Source organism: Chitinibacter sp. S2-10, assembly GCF_046530675.1.
Lineage (GTDB): Bacteria > Pseudomonadota > Gammaproteobacteria > Burkholderiales > Chitinibacteraceae > Chitinibacter.
Window position 1 is genome coordinate 1,047,234 of the sequence record NZ_CP172558.1, and the last position, 21,308, is coordinate 1,068,541.

The window sequence follows — 21,308 nt, forward strand, 5'->3', positions numbered from 1 at the left end:
TGCGGACAAGCTATGCTAATTTATAGCAGCCAGATCACGAGTTCATCATGCACGAAATCAACCGGCTTCCGACGACCGCCCGCACTTTGCGCCGCGGCAGCGACACACATAAAGGCCAGTTCGGCAGCGTCGCCGTGATCGGCGGCGCGCAAGGAATGACCGGCGCAGCGCTGCTCGCCGGACGCGCAGCGCTGATGCTCGGCGCCGGTAAAGTCTGGGTCGCGCTGCTCGACACCCGGCTGACCGTCGATGTGCAGCAAGCCGAGCTGATGCTGTGCGATGCACGAATGGTACTACGCCAGCAGCAAGCCAGCCACATTCTGGCCGGCATGGGGATGGGTATATCGCCAGAGTCAGCAGAAATACTGGCCTTGGTCATGGATACCCATTTGCCACTATTGCTCGACGCCGATGCGCTCAACCTGATCGCCAACGAACCCGCTTTGCAGCAACAGCTCAGCCACCGTCACGCCCCGACCATTTTGACCCCGCACCCGAGCGAGGCCGCCCGCCTGCTGGGAACGAGTAACGCCAGTATTCAGCAAGACCGGCTGGCCGCGTTGCGGGCGCTGATTGCGCGCTATCAATGCCATATCGTGCTCAAAGGTCACGGCACGCTGGTCGGCAGCCGGGACGGCGTGATCACGATCAACCACAGCGGCAACGCCGCGCTCAGCAGCGCCGGGCAAGGTGACACGCTGGCCGGCATCATCATGGCGCTCTGTGCACAAGGCCTCGAGCTGGCCGACGCGGCACGCTGCGGCGTTTATCTGCACGGCAAAGCCGCCGACAACTGGCTAACCAGCCACCCGGCCGGAATCGGCCTGACCGCCTCCGAAACGATCATGCTGGCGCGGCAGGCGCTGAATGTGGAAATTGCGAATCTATAAGCAGCGATTCATGGGTGATTGGGGTCAGTTACCCTTTGGAATTACCGCAATTCGGCCATAACGGACAGTCAAAACTCTATATCGGGTAACCAAAATTAGAGTGGCACTACAAATTTGGGTTTTTCATCCAGCTATCAACGAAAGCGCACACTTCTAAAAAGGGTGCCTTAGTCGACTCGCGCTTAAAACCTTCAAGTTCCGCCATGCCCTGATCCATAGGAAAATGGCAACTGACTGAGTTTTCAAGCATTAATATCAACTCGCCGTCTGTGTGGTGCCATACCCGCGATTCAGTGATGCGGAAGCCTTGTCGCGACAGTCTCAAAATGTGGCGTTTTTTTCTAACAGGCTCATTGTTGCTGATGCCGTAGCCTGTGGAACAAATAGCAGATGATTCTATTTTATGTACATAAAAGGTGGCAGGCAAAGTGCGTTGATAGCCTCCCGCATTCGGATTGCAAACACGACAAGCAAATGTCTTGGCTCTCACATTCCCATGCTCAAATACCTGTTCGTTCCCGCATTTTAGGTGTCGGTATCGATGCCTATTACCCGTTGCCCGACCAAGATAAAGCAAACCAACTGCTGCTGATTCATGCTCGAACTTTCCCTGATTACAAAATTTACATTCGAATCCGCCTCGACGAACGTGCGCAATTTGTAATTCAAGTTCATGTCCGCAACCTAGTTTATATTTGCGATAATTTTTCCTATTACATTTGCCAATTAGTTGAATACCTCGCGCAGTAGCTTCGTTTTCATGCTGTATTTCTTTGCAGGTATTACACGTAACGTTATCGTTGCGAACGTGATGGAGACTTAAATTGGCTTCATGCCCACATGCTTTGAATTGATAACGACGATAACCCATGCCGTCGCCATCCCCCTTAATAATCAAGTCTTTCTTTTCAGCATCTTCCCGAAATCGTAGAGCCTCACACTGTTGACACTTAAATTGTTTATTTCTAATCCGGATAACTTGTATGCTTTGCTGGCATTTACAGTCAAGAAATTCACACATCCGATAGTTCGCATTCTGGCCAAGACCAACGATGCGCACACCTGCACTCTGAGCATCTTGCTCTAACCTTGTGTCAAAACAGCCCTTACAACGGGCATTTTTTTTTCGGACATCTGCTAGCCTAAACTCTTGTTGATGTGCACATGTAAGGCATTCATACATTCGACTACCTTTTGTGCGCTGCTCTCTGCCGGAACCAATAATTTTAAAATTGGCTTCTTGTGCTTCGCGCGCATATTTCGACTCATCCGATTTTTGCATAAACCCTCCCAGAATCACGAGGTGCGCCGCAATAGTTCACCAAGGCACATAGGGAGCAACCGGCGTAATGGAATCTAGCATGTGCCATATTCCAATCAATGTAGGAAGCACCTTCAGGCACTGTGGATGGTTTTTTTGGTGACTTGAGGGATTTAATCGCCTTTAGAAGAAACAAAAGGCTATCGCCCTATTCAAATAAAATCAAGAACAAAAAAACATCTATGCCATTGATTTATATGCGATATCCACACAAGACTACACTAGATTATGTGTAGTCTTGTGTGGACAAGTCAGGACTACACTTCACCCTCACCAAGGGCAATTATTTCTTGAGTATCGTCCTCTAAGTGTAGTGACACATTGATTTCGGCCATCGACAAAGAAAATTGGACTGTCAGCTTTGGCCGAACTGTGGACTCTCTGGTAGCAATCGTGCCAACCTTTGTGATTCTTTGATTATTTCAGCAGCGCTTAATAATGAATTGCCAGAGCGAAACTAAGTATTCAGCCATCCCAGTTGCCCGTGGCATGATTCATTCAATTGTGCGATCAGCGTTTCGGCTGTATCGGCGGTAATGGCGAAGCTGAAAATCACCTGACTACCATGCTCAACGGCAAGCCCCGTAGTGGTATAGCCCGCCAGAGCACGCCGAATATGGCCTTCGAGCGAATACGGTACGGTGCAGCGCAGGGTGCGCAGTTTTAATAAAGGAATTTTTTCTGCCTGCAGCAATGCCTGCGCGACCGAATCGGTGTAGGCGCGAACCAGCCCGCCGGCACCGAGTTTGACGCCGCCGAAATAACGCACGACGGTCGCCAGTACGCCTTCTAGCTCCTGATGCCGCAGCACGTCGAGCATTGGTCGTCCGGCCGTTCCGGATGGTTCGCCGTCGTCGACTGCCGCCGATTGCCCGCCGGCGAGCAACGCCCAGCAAACATGCGCCGCACCGGGGTGAGCGGCTTTCAAGCTGGCGACGATTTGCTGCGCGTTCGCGCGATCATTCATCGGCATCACGCAGGCAAGAAAGCGGCTTTTTTTGATGATCAGTTCGTGTTCGACGGGGGATTTGATGGTGAAGGGCATGATGGCAAAAGCCGGGTGAAAACCCCGGCTTCTGGATTGGGATTCAGAATAGGCTAGTTTAACTCATCATTCTTGTAATACTTCGTTCCCTTGCCGGTCATTTCGAGCGCCAGACCCTTGTCGGTCAACTGGTACATCCAGACGCCGGGCGTCACCGACACGGCGCCCTGATATGTCATACCTTTGTCGCCGCTTTTGGCCGCGGCGGTCGTTTGTCCGCTGAAAGTCCAGCCCGAATTCACAAAACTGTTGAATGCGCTTTCGGTTTCAAAAACGAAAATCACGCGAAATGATTTGATCCCCATTCCCAAGCCTGCTTGCACTTCGAGCATTTTCATAAAGGTTTCTTGCTTGCTGCCGTTGTGTACCGCCATTCCGCTGCCGGTGCCACCGCCGGCGACGAGGATTTTCATCCCCTTATTGCTGAACACGGCATAACCCACGCCCGATTTGACTGCGGCCTTGGCCGAAGGCGTCGCGCGGTATAGCTCGCTGAGGATGGTCTGGGTTTTACTGCGGATTTCGCTGCGCTGTTTGTCGACCGAATCGACGGCGCAAGCGCTGCCGATGGTCAGGGTAAGCAGGGCGATCAAGCCGAGTGATTTGAACATGGTAGCTCCTTATCAAGAACAAGCTTTGGGCATGCGATGAATATCTCATTCGCATGCATCAGTTCAAACGGTAGGCCAGCAATTCGATCAGAGCGAGGACGACGCAGTGTCAATCCGGTAAACGGTCTTGTTCACGGCTTGAATGTGCATTTCAATGCGCAGGCAAGCTGATCACCGCCTGCAGCCCGCCTTCGTGATGATTTTGCAGCACCAGCTCGCCGCCGTGTGCCTGAATGATATTGCGCGCGATACCCAGACCTAGCCCGTGGCCGTGGCTGTTGCTGTGGCGGCCATGCTCAAGCCGCACATAGGGGTCGAACAGCGTTTGCAAGGCGTCGTCGGGAACGCCGGGGCCATGATCACGAATGATGATGACGCGCTTGCCGACGCCTTCAAACACGCTGATTTCGGCGCTTTGGCCGTAAAACAGCGCATTGTCGAGCAGGTTGCCGATGGCGCGCTTTAACGCCAGCGGCTTGCCCTCGACCAGCAGGCCGCAGCGGGTGAAAGCGACTTCGTGCCCCGCCAGCCGTGCGTCGCGCACCATCCGGCCGAGCATCGCATCGAGGCTGATTGCGGTGTGATTTTCGTGAATATCGCTGTCTTTGACGCTTTGCAGTGCGCCTTTGACCATCATGTCGAGCTCGTCGAGGTCTTCGTGAAATTCGGCGCGCGCCGCGTCGTCGTCGAGCATTTCGGCGCGTAATTTAAGCCGTGTAATCGGCGTTCGCAAATCGTGGCTGATCGCGGTGAAGAGTTTTTCGCGGTCTTCCAGATAGCGCACAATCCGCTCGCGCATCGCGGCGAAAGCCTGTGCGGTGCGGACAAATTCAACGCTGCCGGTTTCGGGCAACACCGGCGACTCGCCTTTGCCAAACGCTTCGGCGGCGTTCGACAGCGCTGCGAGCGGGCCGGTAATCCAGCGCACGACGACCCAGCTCAGCAGCAAGACCGTCAATAGCGTGACAAACTGCAGCAACCAGCGTTCGGGCGGTAATGGATTGCTGTTGTCGAGAAAAAACGGGTCAGGCATCAAGGTCGCCAGATACAGCCATTGCCCCGGCTCGATTTGCGCCTGAATGACCAGAATCGGCGCAGGTCGCGGCTGAATCAGCAGCGTATTTTTGATCCAGTGGTCGGGCAACTCGGTAATCAGCGTACCTTCATTGCTGACGGTTAATTGTTCAGGCCAGGCAAAGCCGACTTTGACTTCGATGACTTGTGGTAACTTGCCATTAATATCCTGATGTATCTGCTTCAAAACCATATCAGACAAGGGCTGTGAGGCTATACCACTGAGATGTATTTCATCATGATTGGCGCTGACAAAAAACCGCGTTCCGCCCATTTCGCGCATTTGCTCGATCACCAGATTGCGATAATTGAGCGGCAGGCTTTGAAAATAGCGGATCGCGCTGGCGGCACCCGAAGCAACATGCTGCGCAGCCTGACGCACTTCCTGTTCGGATTTGCTCTTGAGGTAGCTCGCCCAGATCAAGTTGCCAACGAGCTGCGAAGCCAACACGCCCAGACTCATGATCAGCAAAAAACGCGCGAGCAGGCTGGCGGGCAACAGGCGTTCGAACCAGCGCGGCGCTCGGCGGCTGCGCCATTTATTGATCCAGCGTTGCCATAGCCCGGCGCGAGCTATGTGATGCACACCCGCATCCGCGGTGGCTTTCGGTTCAGACATGGCTCAGCGTGACCTCGGCCGACAGCACATAACCCGCGCCGCGCACCGTTTTAATCAGGCTCGGCTGCTTGCCATTGTCCGACAGGCGCTGGCGCAGGCGGCTGACCTGCACATCGAGCGCACGATCAAGCGGCCCCAGATCACGGCCCCGCGTTTCTTCGGCGAGCTGGCTGCGATCGAGGATTTGCCCCGGATGTTCAAGGAAGAATTTAAGCAACTGGAAATCGAGCCCGGTCAGCGTCACCAGATCGCCGCTGGGCGATTGCAGCGTCCGCTCCACGGTATCGAGCGTGAAGCCGACAAAGCGGTAATAGCGACCGCCGCTGCTGACATTGTCGAGCCCGGCGCGGCGGTGTATCGCCTTGATTCGCGCCAGCAGTTCGCGCGGGTTATACGGCTTGGCGATGTAATCGTCAGCACCCAGCTCAAGCCCGACGATGCGATCGGTGTCATCCGAATTGGCCGTCAACATGATGATCGGCACATTGCACTGCTTGCGCACCGCCTGGCACAACACAAAACCGTCGGTGTCAGGCAGCATCACGTCGAGAATCACCAGTGCGAGTTCATCACGAAAACGCTCGAACTCCTGATGAAAGCTCTCGCCATCGTGTGCAAGCAGCACTTCGTATTGATTGCGCTCCAGATACGCTTTGAGCAGCATGCGGGTTTTTTGGTCGTCATCGACGATCAGGATTTTCCGGCTCATTCGATATTTCCTTCTTGTGCATTGAGCGCGCGTACCATCGCCGCCATGCGCTGCTGGTTGTCTTGCACGCTGATACTTTCATCGAGATAAAATTTCTGCACTTGCGCGACGATGGCATCTTTGAATTTTTCATCGGCGGCCATGCGATGCACCAGACTCGGTGCCTGCACTGATTTGCCTTTGTTAAAAGTTTGCCACGAGCTGGTCGCGCAGCGATCCAGCGAACTCATTGCTTTGGCGTCCAGATCACGTCGCACCGGCACCGAGCCTTTGATGCGGTTATAGCCTTGCTGCACTGCAGGCGACACCAGGATTTGCGCCATTTTTTCCTGCGCATCCTGCTGCGAATAGTCGCCGGTAAACATCACAAAACTATCGATGCTGTAGAGGTGATATTGCTGCGTATTGGGCACGCTGGCACAGGCAAAATCGACGTCGAGCTTTTGCCCCATGCTCAGCAATTCGCCCTTGAACCAGTCGCCCATCACGACCATGCCGACCTGACCGTTGCTCAATTGCTGCGCGACTTCGCTCCATGGTTGTTCGCGCGCCGATTTATTCGTGTAACTGCGCAATTGACGCAAACGGCTGAGTGCGCGACCAAAACGCGAATCCAGATAAGCGCTGGCATTGCGTTTAACAAACACATCGCGGTAAAACGCCGGCCCGCCTTCCATCAGCACCAGCGATTCGAATAAAGTCGCCACCTGCCACGCCTCGCTACTTTGCCCCATCGGCGTAATACCTGCCGCGCTCAGGCGCAAGGCGGCGCGCTTAAGGTCATCCATCGTTTTGGGCTCGGCCAAACCCAGTTTGCGAAAAAGTTTGACGTTGTAATACAGATTATTAATCCGGTGCAGACCCAAGGGCGCGGCGACAAAATGCTCGCGATGGATGAGTAGCTGCCGAATTGTTGGCGATAAAACGTGATTCCAGTCATTGGCTTTGGCGACCGAGTCGAGCTCTAAAATCAAGCCTAAATCGGCCCATTCGGCAATCGCCGGACCAATCAGCTGCGCCACGGCAGGTTGCTTTCCCGCCAGCACGCGACTTTTGAGTACGCGCATCGCACCAACACCGCCACCGCCCGGAATCGCGGCGTCGCGCCAGTCGATTTTTTCGTCAGCGAGTCGGTTTTGCAAAAATCGCGCCGCGCCGCGCTCGCTGGCCGAAGTCCACCAGTGCAGGACATCAACCGACTCACCGGCATGGACACTGGCTCCCAGCAGTAAGGCCAGAACGCTGACTTTGTAATCAAACACCTGTTGTTTACTCCACCATGAAGCGACCACTATATCGTAAGCAAGAATATGAAATTGTAAAAAAACATCACAAAGCCTTGTCCGGGTAGCCGCTTGATTTTCCGGCTGTCATAGCAGCAAACCCTGATTTCAGCAGCACTCGTACCGATTGGCGATCACCGGCTTTGTTAGGATTTGTAAGCGGCAATCATGCTACCGTGCGACACAAAAAAACACATTATTCTTTTAAATCAATATCTTGCAATTTATCAGCACCGCAATCGGCACAGAATCGTGTCACAGAGAACGACGTGATAATTTCATTGCACCGTGGCAGTAGATCACGGCAACACGAGGATATTCGATCATGCAAAACACGCTCTACAAAGTATCAGTTCGCACCGCAATCACTGCCGCATTGCTGGCCGCCAGCGCGGCGCAAGCCGGCACCATTACCATCGAATCATGGCGCGTTGATGACAAAACGCTGTGGGAAGACGTTTTGATCCCGGCTTTCCAGAAAAAAAATCCGGGCATCCAGGTCAAATTCACGCCAACCGCACCGACTGAGTATGACTCATCGCTGACTGCACGTCTGGCTGGCGGCACGGCGGGTGATCTGGTGACTTGTCGTCCGTTCGATGTGTCATTGAATCTGTTCAAAAAAGGCCAGCTTGAAAAACTCGACGGCAAACCGGGCATGGAAAACTTCCCGGCCTCAAGTAAAGTAGCGTGGCAAACTGACGACGGCAAAGATACTTACTGCATGCCGATGGCCTCAGTGATGCATGGTTTCTTCTACAACAAGAAAATGTTCAAAGATCTGAATCTGGCCGTGCCAAAAACTCAGGCTGAATTCTTCACCGTGCTGGAAAGCCTGAAAAAAGCCGGCAAAACGCCAATCGCCTTGGGTACTGCCGATCAGTGGGAATCGAATCAGATCGTTTTCACCAGCATTGGCGCTAACTCGTGGAAAGGCGAAGAAGGCCGTAAAGCCTTGCTCGCTGGTAAAGCCAAATTTACCGATCCGCAATTTGTCGCTGCCTGGGATCAAATGGCCAAATGGGGCCCGTATATGGGTAAAGGCGCATCAGCGCAAACCTACGCCGACAGCCAGAATCTATTCGCCATGGGCAAAGCCGGTATCTACCCAGCAGGCTCTTGGGACATCGCTTACTTCAACCAGCAAGGTCTGGACTTCGGCGCATTCCCGCCGCCAGTCGCCAAAGCCGGTGACAAATGCTACATCTCGGATCACACCGACATCGGCATGGGCGTGAATCCGAAAGCCAAAAACAAGGCTGAGGCGTACAAATTCATGAACTGGCTAGCTTCGCAGGAATTTGCCGATCTGTATACCAATAAAGTGACCGGCTTCTTCTCATTGTCGAACCATCTGATTTCGGTCAAAGACCCGGTCGCCAAACAGATGCTCGACTGGCGCAAATCTTGCGGTTCAACAATCCGTCTGAACGCGCAGATCATGAACCGTGGCGAGCCAGCGATGGAAAACGAGTTGTGGAATGTCAGCTCGCAAGTCTTGAACGGCAAAATGGCACCAAAAGATGCCGCAGCCAAAATCCAGACCGGCTTTGCCAAATGGTACAAACCACAACAGAAGTAACACATTAATGCCGCAATAGCATTAAACCAATGGGTATTGCCACCTACATCCTGTGTACATTGCCGTAGGTGGCAATAAGTATCTCTCTCCTCTCGCTCCTGCGTGAGTTCTGGCCGGCGGTGTCCTTGGTCGCTGTCGGCCCTTTTTACGCCCGTAGTTGCCCGGACTGATGCTGATGTCCGCGCTAATTTCAGTTTGTTTTGGAGTCCCAAGCGATGAAACGCATTCCCTGGCACATCGCCGTTTTCTTAGCCCCCGCCGTGTTGCTGTATTCGGTGTTCAGCGCCTTACCGCTGATTGATACGCTGCGTCTGGGTTTTTTCACCAGCAATGACGCAGGCCAAACCAGCTTTGTTGGCCTGGCCAACTACATCACGATTCTGACCGACCCGGCCTGGTCTGAGTCGTTCTGGAATGCGATGTGGAATAACTGCAAGTTTTTCTTTATCCATTTATTAATTCAAAACCCGATTGGCCTCGTGCTGGCGACGCTGCTGTCGCTCAAAGGGCTCAAGGGCGCGCGCCATTACCGCACGCTGATTTTCCTGCCGACGCTGCTGTCGGTCGTCATCATCGGCTTTATCTGGCAGCTGATTCTGTCGCCTTTGTGGGGTGTTTCCGAAGGCTTGATGGATAAAGTCGGTCTGGTCGATTATTTCGCGCCGTGGCTCGGTGAAGAAGGCTCGGCCTTGATTACGCTGGCGCTGATTTCGGTCTGGCAGTTTGTCGGCATCCCGATGATGCTGATTTACGCCGCGCTGCTCGCTGTGCCCGAAGACATTATTGAGGCCGCGCACGTTGAGGGCGCATCAGCGTGGCGCATTTTCTGGGAAATCAAATTGCCGCTGATTTTGCCGACGCTGGGCTTGGTGACGATTCTGACTTACGTCGGCAACTTTAACGCGTTTGACCTGATTTATTCGGTCAAAGGCGCAATTGCCGGCCCGAACTACAGCACCGATATTCTGGGCACGCTGTTCTATCGCACGTTCTTTGGCTACCAGAGCCAGATTGGCAGCCCGACGATGGGCGCGGCAGTCGCGACCTTGATGTTCCTCGTCATCCTCGCTGGCGTTGGTTCGTATTTCTACTTTGTTCAGCGCAAGCTGACGCGTTACGAGTTGTGATTGGTAGGTCGGATGAGCGCCTTGTTTTATGAAGGCGCGTTATCCGACGACAAAAGTCGGATAACGCTACGCTCATCCGACCTACATCCTCAATCATTTAAGGATTTCTTATGAAAACAAATATACGCAAACCGCTCTCAGCAGCCGGCGTTCATCTGGCGCTCGGCGGCTACACGCTGCTGGCGCTGTTTCCGATCATCCTGATCCTGATTAACGCGTTTAAAAGCCGCTCCGGGATTTTTGACGATCCGCTAGCCTTGCCGAACGCCGAAACCTTCTTTATCGGCGGTTTCGAGAAGGTCATCGCCAAGTCGCATTTCATGCTGTATTTCGGCAATAGCCTGACGGTCACGCTGGTGTCGCTGGCGCTGATTTTGCTGTTCGGCGCAATGGCGGCGTGGGCGCTGTCGGAATATAAATTCCGTGGCAATCGCTTGCTGGCGCTGTATATGGCGATCGGGATTATGGTGCCGATTCGTCTGGGCACCGTGTCGATTCTGGAGCTGATCGTCAAACTCGATCTGATCAATACGCTGACCGCGCTGATTCTGGTTTACACCGCGCAAGGCTTGCCGCTGGCGATCATGATTTTGAGCGAATTTATTTCGCAGATTCCGAAAGAGCTCAAAGAAGCGGCGCGCTGCGATGGTGTCGGCGAATTCAAGATTTTCTTCCAGATCATCCTGCCGCTGATTCGCCCTGCAGTTGCAACCGTCGCGGTGTTTACGATGATCCCGGTCTGGAACGATCTGTGGTTCCCGCTAATTTTGGCGCCCGGTGAAGAAACGCAAACCGTGACACTGGGCGTGCAGCAGTTTATCGGTCAATACGTCACCGACTGGAATTCAGTCCTCGCGGCGCTAAGTCTGGCGGTGATTCCGGTGCTGATCATGTACACGATCTTCTCGCGTCAACTGATTCGCGGCCTGACTTCGGGCGCGGTGAAATAAGCGTGTTAGTGCCTGCGGCACGGCTGTTTACAGTCGCAGTCCGCGACGGGGACTTCCTTTCTTTGCTTCGCCAAAGAAAGGAAGCAAAGAAAGGCGACCCGGGCGAAAAGCGCTCCGCGCTGCCCTTGCTGCGTCGTGAGCCAAACGATAAAGCTGTTTGTCTCTCTCCTTGCCGCGGTTTTCGCTACACGGGATTTTAAGCCCTAGAACTATCAGCGCATTTCAAATAAGCAGGTTTGATTCGATAGGTATATCCATCAAAACCAATATAAATTTAGCTTACATGGCAATACCCCATGCAAGTAGCAAGAAGGATTCAAATCATGGCAACAGTAAAACTGAACAACCTCTCCAAATCCTACGACGGCAAAGCCAAGGTACTGGACGGCATTAATCTCGATATCAAACACGGCGAGTTTGTCGTGCTGGTTGGCCCGTCGGGCTGCGGTAAATCGACGCTACTGCGCATGCTGTGCGGTCTCGAATCGATCACCGGCGGCGAATTGTCGATTGGCGACGCGGTGGTGAATGATTTATCACCCGCCGAACGCGGTATCGCGATGGTGTTCCAGAGCTACGCGCTGTATCCGCATATGAGCGTGTACAAAAACATGGCTTTTGGCCTCAAAATCGCTGGCGAAGACAAAGCGCAAATCGACTCTCGCATCAAAAATGCCGCCAAAATTCTGAAAATCGACCATTTGCTCGAGCGCCTGCCGCGTGAATTGTCGGGTGGCCAGCGTCAGCGCGTCGCAATTGGCCGCGCGATTGTTCGCGAGCCGAAACTCTTCCTGTTCGACGAGCCATTATCCAATCTGGACGCGGCGTTGCGCGTGCAAACGCGGCTCGAAATCGCCAAACTGCACCGCGATCTGAACGCGACGATGGTGTATGTGACGCACGATCAGGTCGAGGCAATGACGCTGGGCGACAAGATTGTCGTGATGGAAGGCGGCCATATTCAGCAAGCGGGTACGCCGCTCGAGCTGTATCAGCAACCGGCGAATCTGTTTGTCGCGACCTTTATCGGTTCGCCAAAAATGAATCTGCTCAAAGGCCGCGTCAGTTCAATCGGCGCTGACGGCGTGCAGATCGTGCTCAAGGGCGGGCAGGAAATCCGCGCTACCGTTGATGCAGGCAGCGTGAAAGTCAATGACGACGTCACCGTCGGCATTCGCGCCGAGCATTTACTCGAAGACAGACTCGAAGGTATGCTGGAGTGCGAGAAATTCAGCGGCAAAGTCAATCTGGTCGAGCATCTGGGCGAAGCCAATTATCTGTATATCACGCTCGATAATGGCTGCGACATCGTCGTTCGCGGTGATGGTGAGCGCGACGTGGCGCTGGGGAGCAGCATCGAAATCAGCGCGGCGTGTCAGGCTTTCCACGTGTTCGACAGCGAAGGTCAGGCATTGCGCCGCCTCAAGCCGGGCAATATGCGCTCTTCGCGTCATGGCAGCCAAGCAATGATCGAACCGGCCTTGTGATGTTTTAAATCACGGGAGCGGATCAATCCGCTCCCGCAATCACGTTTAGAGCATTTCAACCGCCTGAATCGCGGTCAATGCAATCGTAAAGACAATATCGTCGACCAGCGCGCCGCGTGACAAATCGTTCACTGGTTTGCGCAAACCCTGCAGCATCGGACCGACGCTGACGACGTTGGCACTGCGCTGTACAGCTTTATACGTCGTATTGCCGGTATTCAGATCGGGGAAAACAAACACCGTCGCTTGCCCGGCGACCAGACTGCCGGGCGCTTTTTGCTGGCCGACCTCATAGACCGAAGCGGCGTCGTATTGCAGCGGGCCGTCAATGGTGAGTTGCGGATGACGCGCTTTGGCGATTTCGGTCGCGGTACGAACTTTATCAACGTCGGCGCCCGTGCCGGATTGTCCGGTTGAATAGCTGATCATTGCCACTTTCGGATCGATACCGAAGGCTTTGGCCGAATACGCGCTTTGTGCGGCGATCTCGGCCAGTTGCTCGGCATCCGGATTCGGATTAACCGCGCAATCGCCATAAACGACGACCTGCTCAGGCATCAGCATAAAGAATACCGACGACACAATCGACGAGCCCGGCGCGGTTTTGATCAGTTGCAAAGCCGGGCGTATTGTATTGGCCGTGGTGTGAATCGCACCGGAAACCAGACCGTCCACTTCGTCGATTGCCAGCATCATCGTACCAAGCACGACATTGTCTTCCAGCTGGCGCAGCGCCTGGATTTCGGTCAGGCCTTTGGCTTTGCGCAGCTCGACCATGGGCGCGACATACTGGCCGCGGATTTCCTCCGGATCGAGAATCTGCAAACTCGCAGGCAGTGTCAGGCCTTGCGAATGGGCAACCGCTTCGATGGTGGCGCGATTGCCGAGCAACAGGCATTGCGCGATGCCTTTTTCCTGACAAATCACTGCGGCCGCAATCGTGCGGGGCTCTTCGCCTTCGGGCAGCACGATACGCTTGTTGGCGGCGCGGGCTTTCTGGATCAATTGATAGCGGAAAGCAGGCGGGCTCAGATGGTGTACGCCCTTGTTATTAACGCCGACCAACAATGCTTCAGCGTCGAGTTGTTCGGCAACGGCGTTGATCACGCGCGTCATGCGGTCTTTATCGTCGGCTGGAACTGCGGTCGGCACCTGACTGATCGCCAGCGCAGTATTAAAACTGTCGCCTAGCGTACGCAACACCGGCAAGCCGGAATTGAATGCCTGCCGCGTGAAATCGCGTACCGATTCGTTTAATTCGGTATTGTGCGTCAGCACCAGACCGGCCAGCTGGACGCCATTGCTGGCAGCGAGCGCGGTCGCCAGAATCACGTCGTCGCGGTCACCCGAGCTGACAATCAGTGCACCCGGCTGCAAACGCCGGATGACCTCTGGCACCGCGCGGGCGGCGACGACAGTGTCGGTAACACGGCGGCGAGTCAGCTCACCCTTGATGACAATTTCGGCGTCCAGATGCAGCGCGACATCGATGGTACGCGGTGCCAGCAGGAAAGGATCAAATTCGATTGACCCCCAGATCGGCAAATCACCAATCGCCGCTTTCATGCTATCAGCGTCAAAATTGATGGCGGCCTTGTTGAAGATCACGCCACCGACTGAGACGCCCTCATTGCGAAACTGCCGTTCGGCAACTTTGACTTCTTCGGCGACATTGCCAGCACTGGCGTCGGTCACCAGAATGACCGTCGCCTGCAAACCCAATGCCATCTGGGTATTGAGCTGCGTGGTAAACGGATTGGCTGGATCAGGGTGCAGCCCTTCGATCACCAGCACATCGGCATCTTTGGCTGCAGCCATGCTCATTGTGACGATTTCTTCGAGCAAATCATCAAGCTGGCCGATTGAAACCTGTTCGATGGCGTAATTGGCCAGCAGTGCATCTGGAACATTCAATTGACAAATTTGTCGTGCAAAATGGCTGGATCGCTCGATTTCGCTGGCAGTCTGATCCTGAGCAACCGGCTTGGCAAAGCCGACTTTCAGACTCTGGTTTTGCAGACAGCGCACCACGCCCAGCGTGACCGAAGTCAGGCCGACATTGTGGCGGGTGGGTGCAATAAAGAAAGTTTGCATGATTTTTTGAAGTCCATATTGAGCAAGATGCTTTTGCACTATAAACAATTGAATGCCATTGCTTTATGACATAACTCTAAAAAACACCAGATAATCAGCACCAAGCTGGCGGCGCCGCGAAATAGCTCTGCCGTCCATTTTTCCCACCGATTCTGGAAATCCCCTTATGAACGCCGCAGCAACCCAGCAAATCATCATCGAGCAACACGGCAATCCAGACGCAATGAGCTTGCGTCATGTCGAATTGCCAGCGCCAGCGATGGGGGAAGTGCGCTTGCGCCAGCTCGCGATTGGCGTCAATTTTATCGATACCTACCATCGTTCTGGCCTGTACCCGCTGGCCATGCCGTCCGGTCTGGGAATGGAAGCGTGCGGAATCGTCGAGGCACTGGGGGCTGGCGTCAGGGAGCTGAAACCGGGTGACCGGGTAGCCTACGCTGGTGGAGCAGTCGGCGCATATACCTCGCACCGTATTATGCCAGAACAAAGACTTATCAAGGTTCCTGAGCAGATACCCGACGATATTGCAGCTGCCACTTTGCTGCGCGGCATGACGGCGCAATATTTACTCAAGCAAACTTACGCCGTTCAGCCCGGACAAACGATTCTGGTGCATGCCGCAGCGGGGGGCGTCGGCCAGATTTTGTGCCAGTGGGCGCACAGTCTGGGCGTAAAAGTGATCGGCACGGTCGGCGGCGAAGCCAAAATGGCGCTGGCGCAAAACTGGTGCGACTGGGTGCTCGACTACAGTCAGGCCGACTGGGTGGCGCAGGTGCGCGAAATCACCGCCGGGCATGGCGTTCCTGTCGTTTACGACGGCGTCGGCGCAGTCACTTTCCTGCCTTCGCTCGATTGCCTGTCACCGCGCGGCATGATGGTCAGTTTTGGCAATGCTTCGGGCGCGGTCGAGTCGTTTAATCTGGGCTTGCTCGCGAGCAAAGGATCGCTCTTTGTCACCCGCCCGACGCTGGGGAATTACACCAGCACGCGTGAGGCGCTGCTCGCTTGCGCCAATGACTACTGGGATGCGCTGCTCAAGGGCTTGGTCAAGCCAGAAATCGGCCAGCGCTACGCCCTGTCTGATGTCGCGCAGGCACACCGCGATCTGGCGGCGCGCAAAACCACCGGCGCAACGGTGCTGATTCCATGAACACCGACGCCATGACAACGCTAATTTTCCTGCACGGTTTTCTATCGAGCCCGCTCTCGGATAAAGCCCAACAGATTACGCGCTGGATGGCCGAGAACGGCCGGTCATCACAGTTTTTGTGCCCGCAAATTCCGATGCATCCACATCAGGCGATTGCGCTGCTGCGCTCCTTGCTTGCGCCATTGCACGGTGATTTCTGTCTGATCGGCAGCTCGCTGGGCGGCTTTTTTGCGACCTGGGCCGTAGAAGAATACGGTGGTCGGGCAGTGCTGGTGAACCCGGCGGTCAAACCTTACGATTTCATCAATCAATATCTGGGGCCGCAGCAAAATTACCAGACTGGTGAAATCCACTATATCGACGAGACTTTTGCGAGCGATTTGCGTCTTTACGAGCGAGCGCCCACCGATCTATCCCGTTACTGGCTGATGACACAAACCGGCGATGAAGTGCTCGATTACCGGCAGGGTGTCGAATATTACCGGGGCTGTCGGCAAACGATTGTTCCCGGTGGCGATCATAGCTTTGTCGGGTTCGAAAACTGCTTGCCGCAGATCTGGGCATTTGCCAACAGTGAATGAAAAATTTGTCTAAATTGCAGTATCAGTATCCACTGATCAATTGCAACGTACCTCAACAGGAAAGCTATGACCACGCCGCAAAGTGGCATTTTGCCAGCTGCATCAAGTAATGGTTTATTCATGTTATTTCGCCGTCGGCTTGGGCGGCGTGCCGATCAGACTTGCAGGCAGATTCTGGCGGCCTGGCCAGATCGCATCGCCAAGCTGGCCGGGCAGAACCCGGATGCGCGCTTTGTCGCGAGTCTGGGATTTGGTGCCGATGTCTGGCCGGAAATTTATGGCAACGAAAAACCGACGCAGCTGCGCGCTTTTCCACGAATTTGCGGCGCGATTCATCCGGCACCCAGCACGCAATGCGATCTGATGCTGCATTTGCGCGGCGAACGTTATGACGTGCTGTTCGAATGTGCCGAGCAGTTTACGCGCGATATGGTCGAATGGTTTGATCCGATTGAAACCGTACAGGGCTTCCGGTATCGCGATCAGCGTGATTTGACCGGTTTTGTCGATGGCACTGAAAACCCGCAGGATGAGGAACGTGCAGCCGTGGCACTGGTCGGCTCGGAAGACCCACACTGGGCTGGCGGCAGTTATTTGCATATTCAGCGCTATGTGCACCGGATGGAAAGCTGGAACAAACTGCCGGTCAAACAGCAGGAAGCAGTGATTGGTCGTACCAAAGACAGTGACGAAGAGTTGCCGGATGACGATAAGCCGCTGACTGCGCATATCAGCCGCGTCGTGATCGAGAAAAACGGCGAAGAATTGCAAATTCTGCGCCAGTCGTTGCCGTATGGTTCACCCAGCGGCGATAAAGGACTGTACTTCACTTCGTATTGCAAAACGCCCGATATTTTCGAGCAAATGCTGGCGCGGATGGTGTCACCAACTGCCGATGGCCGCGTTGATCATTTGCTCAATTTCAGCCGGGCGGTGACCGGCGCTGCATTTTTTGTGCCGAGTATCGAGGCGCTGCAAAGGCTGGCGGCAAAGTAAATTCAAAACGCAGGCGCTCTCCTTCAACGAAAGGAGAGCTGCGCGCGCCCATTATTGCGAAGCAAATAGCCGCTCGGCGTATAAACCTTCGGGGAATACATTACGCCACCACAACCCTTGGGTATAAAAATCCCCGTTGTTTTCACAACGCGCGGCCACTGCGTTGAAAAAGCGGCTGGCACTGGCGGTTTGACGTGACAGACTGGCTGGCAGACAAAATAGCGGCTTATTGGCGAGCTCATCGGCCATCAGCCGCGTGCGCTCGGGATTGCTGGACCACAGATACAGCGGAACATCGCCACGCAATCGCTGCTCGGCCCCACTGAGCTGGTCCTTGAATGCCAGATCGCCTTTGTGGTCAAGCTCAAATAGCTGTTGCGGCAAAATCCCGGCCTGAACAAATTCGCGGTTCAAGCCCGGCTTGTGATCACCAAACACCACAACAATGACTTCGCGGTTTCGCGCTTTGGCCGCGGCCTGCAATGACTGACTAAAGAACAGCAAATCGTCCATCGCATAATTCAACCTGATCCGGTACTGACCCAGTCCGGCGTCTTTATTCATCGGAATAAACGGGCCATGCGTCGAAACGGTGACCAGAAACATGAATTGCTTCTGCTTGGCCGGCGCTGCGCGATATTGCTCGAGCGCGACGTTATACATCGCACTGTCTTTGGGCCAGCCTGCCTTGCGGTTCCATTTCATTTTTTCGACAAAGCGCGTTTGCTCAAAGCCGAACTTGGGATAAACCGCAGAACGCTTGTAAAAATTGCCGAAGTAATTATGCATTCCGGTCGTCAGATAGCCCGATTGCTTCAATTCGCTGACCAAGGTCGCGCTACGCTGATCGTAACGATCGGAATAATTCTGAAAATCAATGCCAGGCAAGGCCAGCGACGATAAACCGGTCAATGCTTCAAATTCGGCATCCGCCGTGCCGCCGCCGTAAACCGGGCTAACCACGCGCGTCATCGCAAAACCGGCCTCGCCCAGCCGCTGCATCGGCGTCGGCAGCTTGTCGTCAGGGCTGGTGTAACACGACTCGCACATCACGACGACAATATCAGGATCAATCTTGCCGGTTTGCGCGGCCAGCTGGCGAGAGTAGAAATCATGCTGACCCGCGCTGGGCAGATGCATGCTTTCGGCGCTGAGCACCAGATGCCCCAGAATGCCGTTCTGTTTGACGTTTTCACGGAAATTGTAAAACACATAATTGGTACTCAGCGTTTTGCTGAGCATGGCTTGCGACTGCACTGCGTACTGACCAGTGCTATCGAATTGCACACCCACAATGCCGCACAGCATCAAACCGGGCGCAACGCGCCTGGCGGCAAAACGGGGACGAAACCACAGGCCAAGACCAATTGCGGCCAGCAAACCTACGCTGCAAATGATGATGTCAGCATCGATATACGAAGTCAGCGCCATGCCCTGGCCGACTTCGAGCAAATCGCGCCCGAGCAGCGGCTCGCCGGTCGCCTTGTTTTTGACATAGCTGACGTTGTACAGCAGCGCTTCGAGGCTGAGCGCCGCCCACGCCGCAGCCCAGCGATTAAGAAACATCGCAAAAAACAGATACAGCAGCGCTGAAAAGCCCAGCCGCGGAATATTCCATTGCCCATCGACGGCAAAACGTCCCAGCACCAGCATCACGATGATGCCGACCACTGCAAACCATTTCTGCGTCATAAAACGGGGTAAGTAGTAAACCAAAAGTTCTGGCTCGAGGCCACCCCGTCCAGCATCGTTACCTCGCCTTGCCGTACTACTTGTACTGTCTTCGGCTTCGGCGCCTTGCTGGATAACTTTTGTACGGCTGCTTACTTTTAAAGGCCACTTCACTTGATGCAAAACCCGGATAAAGAGACAGAATTATGACGCAATTGTGATCGCGATGCAGCGGCACAAATGCCGAGCCGATGTGCGGACAGGAAGCCCAAATTGGAACGCAGGGTATTTCAATGTACGTCATGCTTGATATGGCTTGCAATGAAATACCCCTGTGACTAGTGCGAAAAACGCAGCGACTGCGGGTAAGGATAAAAATCTTCGACGATGCCCTGTTTGATCCGCGCCTTGCAATCCTGCCAGAACTTCGGCGTCAACAGGTCGGCGTGATACTTGATAAACGCCGCGCGCACGTCGGCTCGGGTCAACAGAAAATCGCCGAACTCTTCCGGATAGACTTCGTTCTTGTTGCCGCTAAACCAGGTCTCGCCGCTCATTTCAAACTCGGGTGACGGCGGCGGCGGAATGCGGCGGAAGTCGCAATCGCTCATGTATTCGATTTCGTCGTAATCGTAAAAAACCACGCGCCCGGCGTGCGTGACACCGAAATTCTTGAACAGCATATCGCCGGGGAAAATATTGGCAATCGCCAGCTCGCGCAGCGCATTGCCGTAATCACGGATCACGTCTTCAACTTCATCGCCCTTGCGGTTCTGGATGTAGAGGTTCAGCGGTTTCATCCGACACTCGATAAACAAATGACGGATCACGATGGTGTCGCCGTCTTCTTCAATCGCCGACGGCGCGAGTGTACGCAACTCATCGAGTACATCGTCGGCAAAGCGCGCTTTGGGCAGCGCAACGTCGGAAAACTCGAGCGAATCGGCCATACGGCCTACGCGGTCATGTTGCTTCACCAGCAGATACTTGGCGCGCACCGTCGCGTGATCGACTTCTTTCGGCGGCGCGAAAACGTCCTTGATGATTTTGAACACATACGGAAAAGACGGCAGCGTGAATACACTCATCACCATGCCCTTGGTGCCCGGCGCGAAAACAAACTGGTCGCTCGAATGGCGCAAATGGTTGAACAGCTCGCGGTAAAACATCGTTTTGCCTTGCTTGCCCAACCCCAGCATCGTGTACAGCTCGGCACGTGGCTTGTTCGGCAGCATATCGTGCAAAAACTGGACGTAGGCTGAAGGCACGGCCATATCGACCAGAAAATAGGCGCGCGACAGCGAAAACAGATGGCGGATTTGCGCGCCTTTGAACAGCGCCGCATCAATCAGTAGGCGACCGTGCTCGTCACGGCAAATCGGCAGCGCGAACGGGATTTTACGGCGGCCATACGTCGCCTGGCCGATGATGTATGCCGCCTTGTTGCGATAAAACGGCGAAGCGAGCACCTGAATATAGCTATTGAACTTGGCCTTGAAACGTTTACCGAGATGGCGGCGCAGCGCAAAAATAATCCGCCGCACGTCGCCTTGCAGGTCGGCAAAAGGCGAAGTAAAACCAAAATCACCGATGATGCGCGTGATCGTTGCCGGCAGCCCGGCCTCGTTAGGGTAATAAGTGCGGAAAGCGGATACATCGGCCTCGATGTATTCGGTCGATACAGCCGGGCGGTAGAAAATGAAATCGTTGTGAAAATAAGTTCGGTGCAGAATGCGGCAACAAACCGAATTGAAAAAAGTCTCGGCGAGTTCCATTTGCTGATGATTAATCAGCAAACCGATGTATTGCTGTTTAACGCTCTGCCAGACTGCATCGGGCAAGCCGTCGGCGTTGAATTCGGTTTTCAGCCGCTCGATACACTCAAGCACGCGCTGATCGTAAAAAGCGATCCGCTCGCGCACCAGTTGTTGCTGCGCATGAATATCACCGGCTTCAAAATTGGCCTGCGCGGCGCGGCTGGCCTCGCGAAACAGCCGGTAGTGCAGATTGAAACCGTCGAGTAAAGCCTGGGCAATCGTCCGGCTCAGTTGCAAATCGACAGGCTGTTCGCTGGGTAATTCGGCAGGGGCGTTCATCGTGGGCACTCGTGAGTTCGGG

The 21,308-nt window shown here is 54.5% G+C and carries 17 protein-coding genes; 8 read left to right on the forward strand and 9 right to left on the reverse strand.

Going from position 1 to position 21,308, the window contains the following annotated elements; genetic code table 11:
• Positions 1 to 47 precede the first annotated feature (47 nt).
• Positions 48 to 890, forward strand: coding sequence for an NAD(P)H-hydrate dehydratase (locus ACG2XO_RS05090; protein ID WP_410499739.1), 843 nt, complete (start codon positions 48 to 50; stop codon positions 888 to 890).
• A gap of 106 nt (positions 891 to 996) precedes the next feature.
• Here ACG2XO_RS05090 and ACG2XO_RS05095 read toward each other — a convergent pair whose 3' ends face one another.
• From ACG2XO_RS05095 to ACG2XO_RS05120, 6 genes are all read right to left on the reverse strand, one after another.
• Positions 997 to 2,172, reverse strand: a complete 1,176-nt coding sequence (locus ACG2XO_RS05095; RefSeq protein WP_410499740.1) for a hypothetical protein — start codon at positions 2,170 to 2,172, stop codon at positions 997 to 999.
• Between the two features lie 496 nt (positions 2,173 to 2,668).
• Positions 2,669 to 3,256 (reverse strand): IMPACT family protein, encoded by a 588-nt coding sequence (locus tag ACG2XO_RS05100; protein WP_410499741.1) that lies wholly within the window; start codon positions 3,254 to 3,256, stop codon positions 2,669 to 2,671.
• 53 nt (positions 3,257 to 3,309) lie between these two features.
• The gene (locus tag ACG2XO_RS05105; protein WP_410499742.1) at positions 3,310 to 3,867 is read right to left on the reverse strand and encodes a hypothetical protein; all 558 of its coding nucleotides are present in this window, start codon (positions 3,865 to 3,867) and stop codon (positions 3,310 to 3,312) included.
• 151 nt (positions 3,868 to 4,018) lie between these two features.
• On the reverse strand, positions 4,019 to 5,560 hold the full coding sequence (locus tag ACG2XO_RS05110; protein ID WP_410499743.1) for an ATP-binding protein: 1,542 nt from the start codon (positions 5,558 to 5,560) through the stop codon (positions 4,019 to 4,021).
• On the reverse strand, positions 5,553 to 6,269 hold the full coding sequence (locus tag ACG2XO_RS05115; protein ID WP_410499744.1) for a response regulator: 717 nt from the start codon (positions 6,267 to 6,269) through the stop codon (positions 5,553 to 5,555). Before ACG2XO_RS05115 ends, ACG2XO_RS05110 begins: the two co-directional genes overlap by 8 nt.
• Complete coding sequence (locus ACG2XO_RS05120) at positions 6,266 to 7,531, reverse strand: ABC transporter substrate-binding protein (protein ID WP_410499745.1); 1,266 nt, start codon at positions 7,529 to 7,531, stop codon at positions 6,266 to 6,268. The genes ACG2XO_RS05115 and ACG2XO_RS05120 overlap by 4 nt, the downstream gene beginning before the upstream one ends.
• A gap of 346 nt (positions 7,532 to 7,877) precedes the next feature.
• Between ACG2XO_RS05120 and ACG2XO_RS05125 the strand changes: the two genes are divergently transcribed.
• From ACG2XO_RS05125 to ACG2XO_RS05140, 4 genes are all read left to right on the forward strand, one after another.
• Entirely contained in the window at positions 7,878 to 9,134 is a 1,257-nt protein-coding gene (locus ACG2XO_RS05125) for an ABC transporter substrate-binding protein (protein WP_410499746.1), read from the forward strand.
• Between the two features lie 215 nt (positions 9,135 to 9,349).
• Complete coding sequence (locus ACG2XO_RS05130) at positions 9,350 to 10,261, forward strand: carbohydrate ABC transporter permease (protein ID WP_410499747.1); 912 nt, start codon at positions 9,350 to 9,352, stop codon at positions 10,259 to 10,261.
• Between the two features lie 110 nt (positions 10,262 to 10,371).
• Positions 10,372 to 11,211 carry a carbohydrate ABC transporter permease gene (locus tag ACG2XO_RS05135; protein WP_410499748.1) on the forward strand — a complete coding sequence of 280 codons (840 nt, stop codon included), beginning with the start codon at positions 10,372 to 10,374 and terminating at the stop codon, positions 11,209 to 11,211.
• A 323-nt stretch (positions 11,212 to 11,534) separates the two neighbouring features.
• Positions 11,535 to 12,698 carry an ABC transporter ATP-binding protein gene (locus tag ACG2XO_RS05140; RefSeq protein ID WP_410499749.1) on the forward strand — a complete coding sequence of 388 codons (1,164 nt, stop codon included), beginning with the start codon at positions 11,535 to 11,537 and terminating at the stop codon, positions 12,696 to 12,698.
• 45 nt (positions 12,699 to 12,743) lie between these two features.
• On the opposite strand, the gene pta is transcribed toward ACG2XO_RS05140, so the two are convergent.
• Positions 12,744 to 14,792, reverse strand: a complete 2,049-nt coding sequence (pta, locus tag ACG2XO_RS05145) for a phosphate acetyltransferase (protein ID WP_410499750.1) — start codon at positions 14,790 to 14,792, stop codon at positions 12,744 to 12,746.
• Positions 14,793 to 14,958: 166 nt separating this feature from the next.
• On the opposite strand from pta, the gene ACG2XO_RS05150 reads away from it, so the two are divergent.
• The 3 genes from ACG2XO_RS05150 to ACG2XO_RS05160 all read left to right on the forward strand — a co-directional run bounded on the left by ACG2XO_RS05150 (position 14,959) and on the right by ACG2XO_RS05160 (position 17,519).
• Positions 14,959 to 15,942 carry a quinone oxidoreductase family protein gene (locus ACG2XO_RS05150; protein WP_410499751.1) on the forward strand — a complete coding sequence of 328 codons (984 nt, stop codon included), beginning with the start codon at positions 14,959 to 14,961 and terminating at the stop codon, positions 15,940 to 15,942.
• A complete protein-coding gene (locus ACG2XO_RS05155; protein ID WP_410499752.1) occupies positions 15,939 to 16,523 on the forward strand; it encodes a YqiA/YcfP family alpha/beta fold hydrolase in 585 nt (194 codons plus the stop codon). Before ACG2XO_RS05150 ends, ACG2XO_RS05155 begins: the two co-directional genes overlap by 4 nt.
• A gap of 66 nt (positions 16,524 to 16,589) precedes the next feature.
• Complete coding sequence (locus ACG2XO_RS05160; protein ID WP_410499753.1) at positions 16,590 to 17,519, forward strand: Dyp-type peroxidase; 930 nt, start codon at positions 16,590 to 16,592, stop codon at positions 17,517 to 17,519.
• A 51-nt stretch (positions 17,520 to 17,570) separates the two neighbouring features.
• On the opposite strand, the gene ACG2XO_RS05165 is transcribed toward ACG2XO_RS05160, so the two are convergent.
• Together ACG2XO_RS05165 and aceK are read right to left on the reverse strand one after the other, a co-directional pair.
• Entirely contained in the window at positions 17,571 to 19,364 is a 1,794-nt protein-coding gene (locus ACG2XO_RS05165) for an LTA synthase family protein (protein WP_410499754.1), read from the reverse strand.
• 164 nt (positions 19,365 to 19,528) lie between these two features.
• Positions 19,529 to 21,286 (reverse strand): bifunctional isocitrate dehydrogenase kinase/phosphatase, encoded by a 1,758-nt coding sequence (gene aceK, locus ACG2XO_RS05170; protein ID WP_410499755.1) that lies wholly within the window; start codon positions 21,284 to 21,286, stop codon positions 19,529 to 19,531.
• Positions 21,287 to 21,308 lie beyond the last annotated feature (22 nt).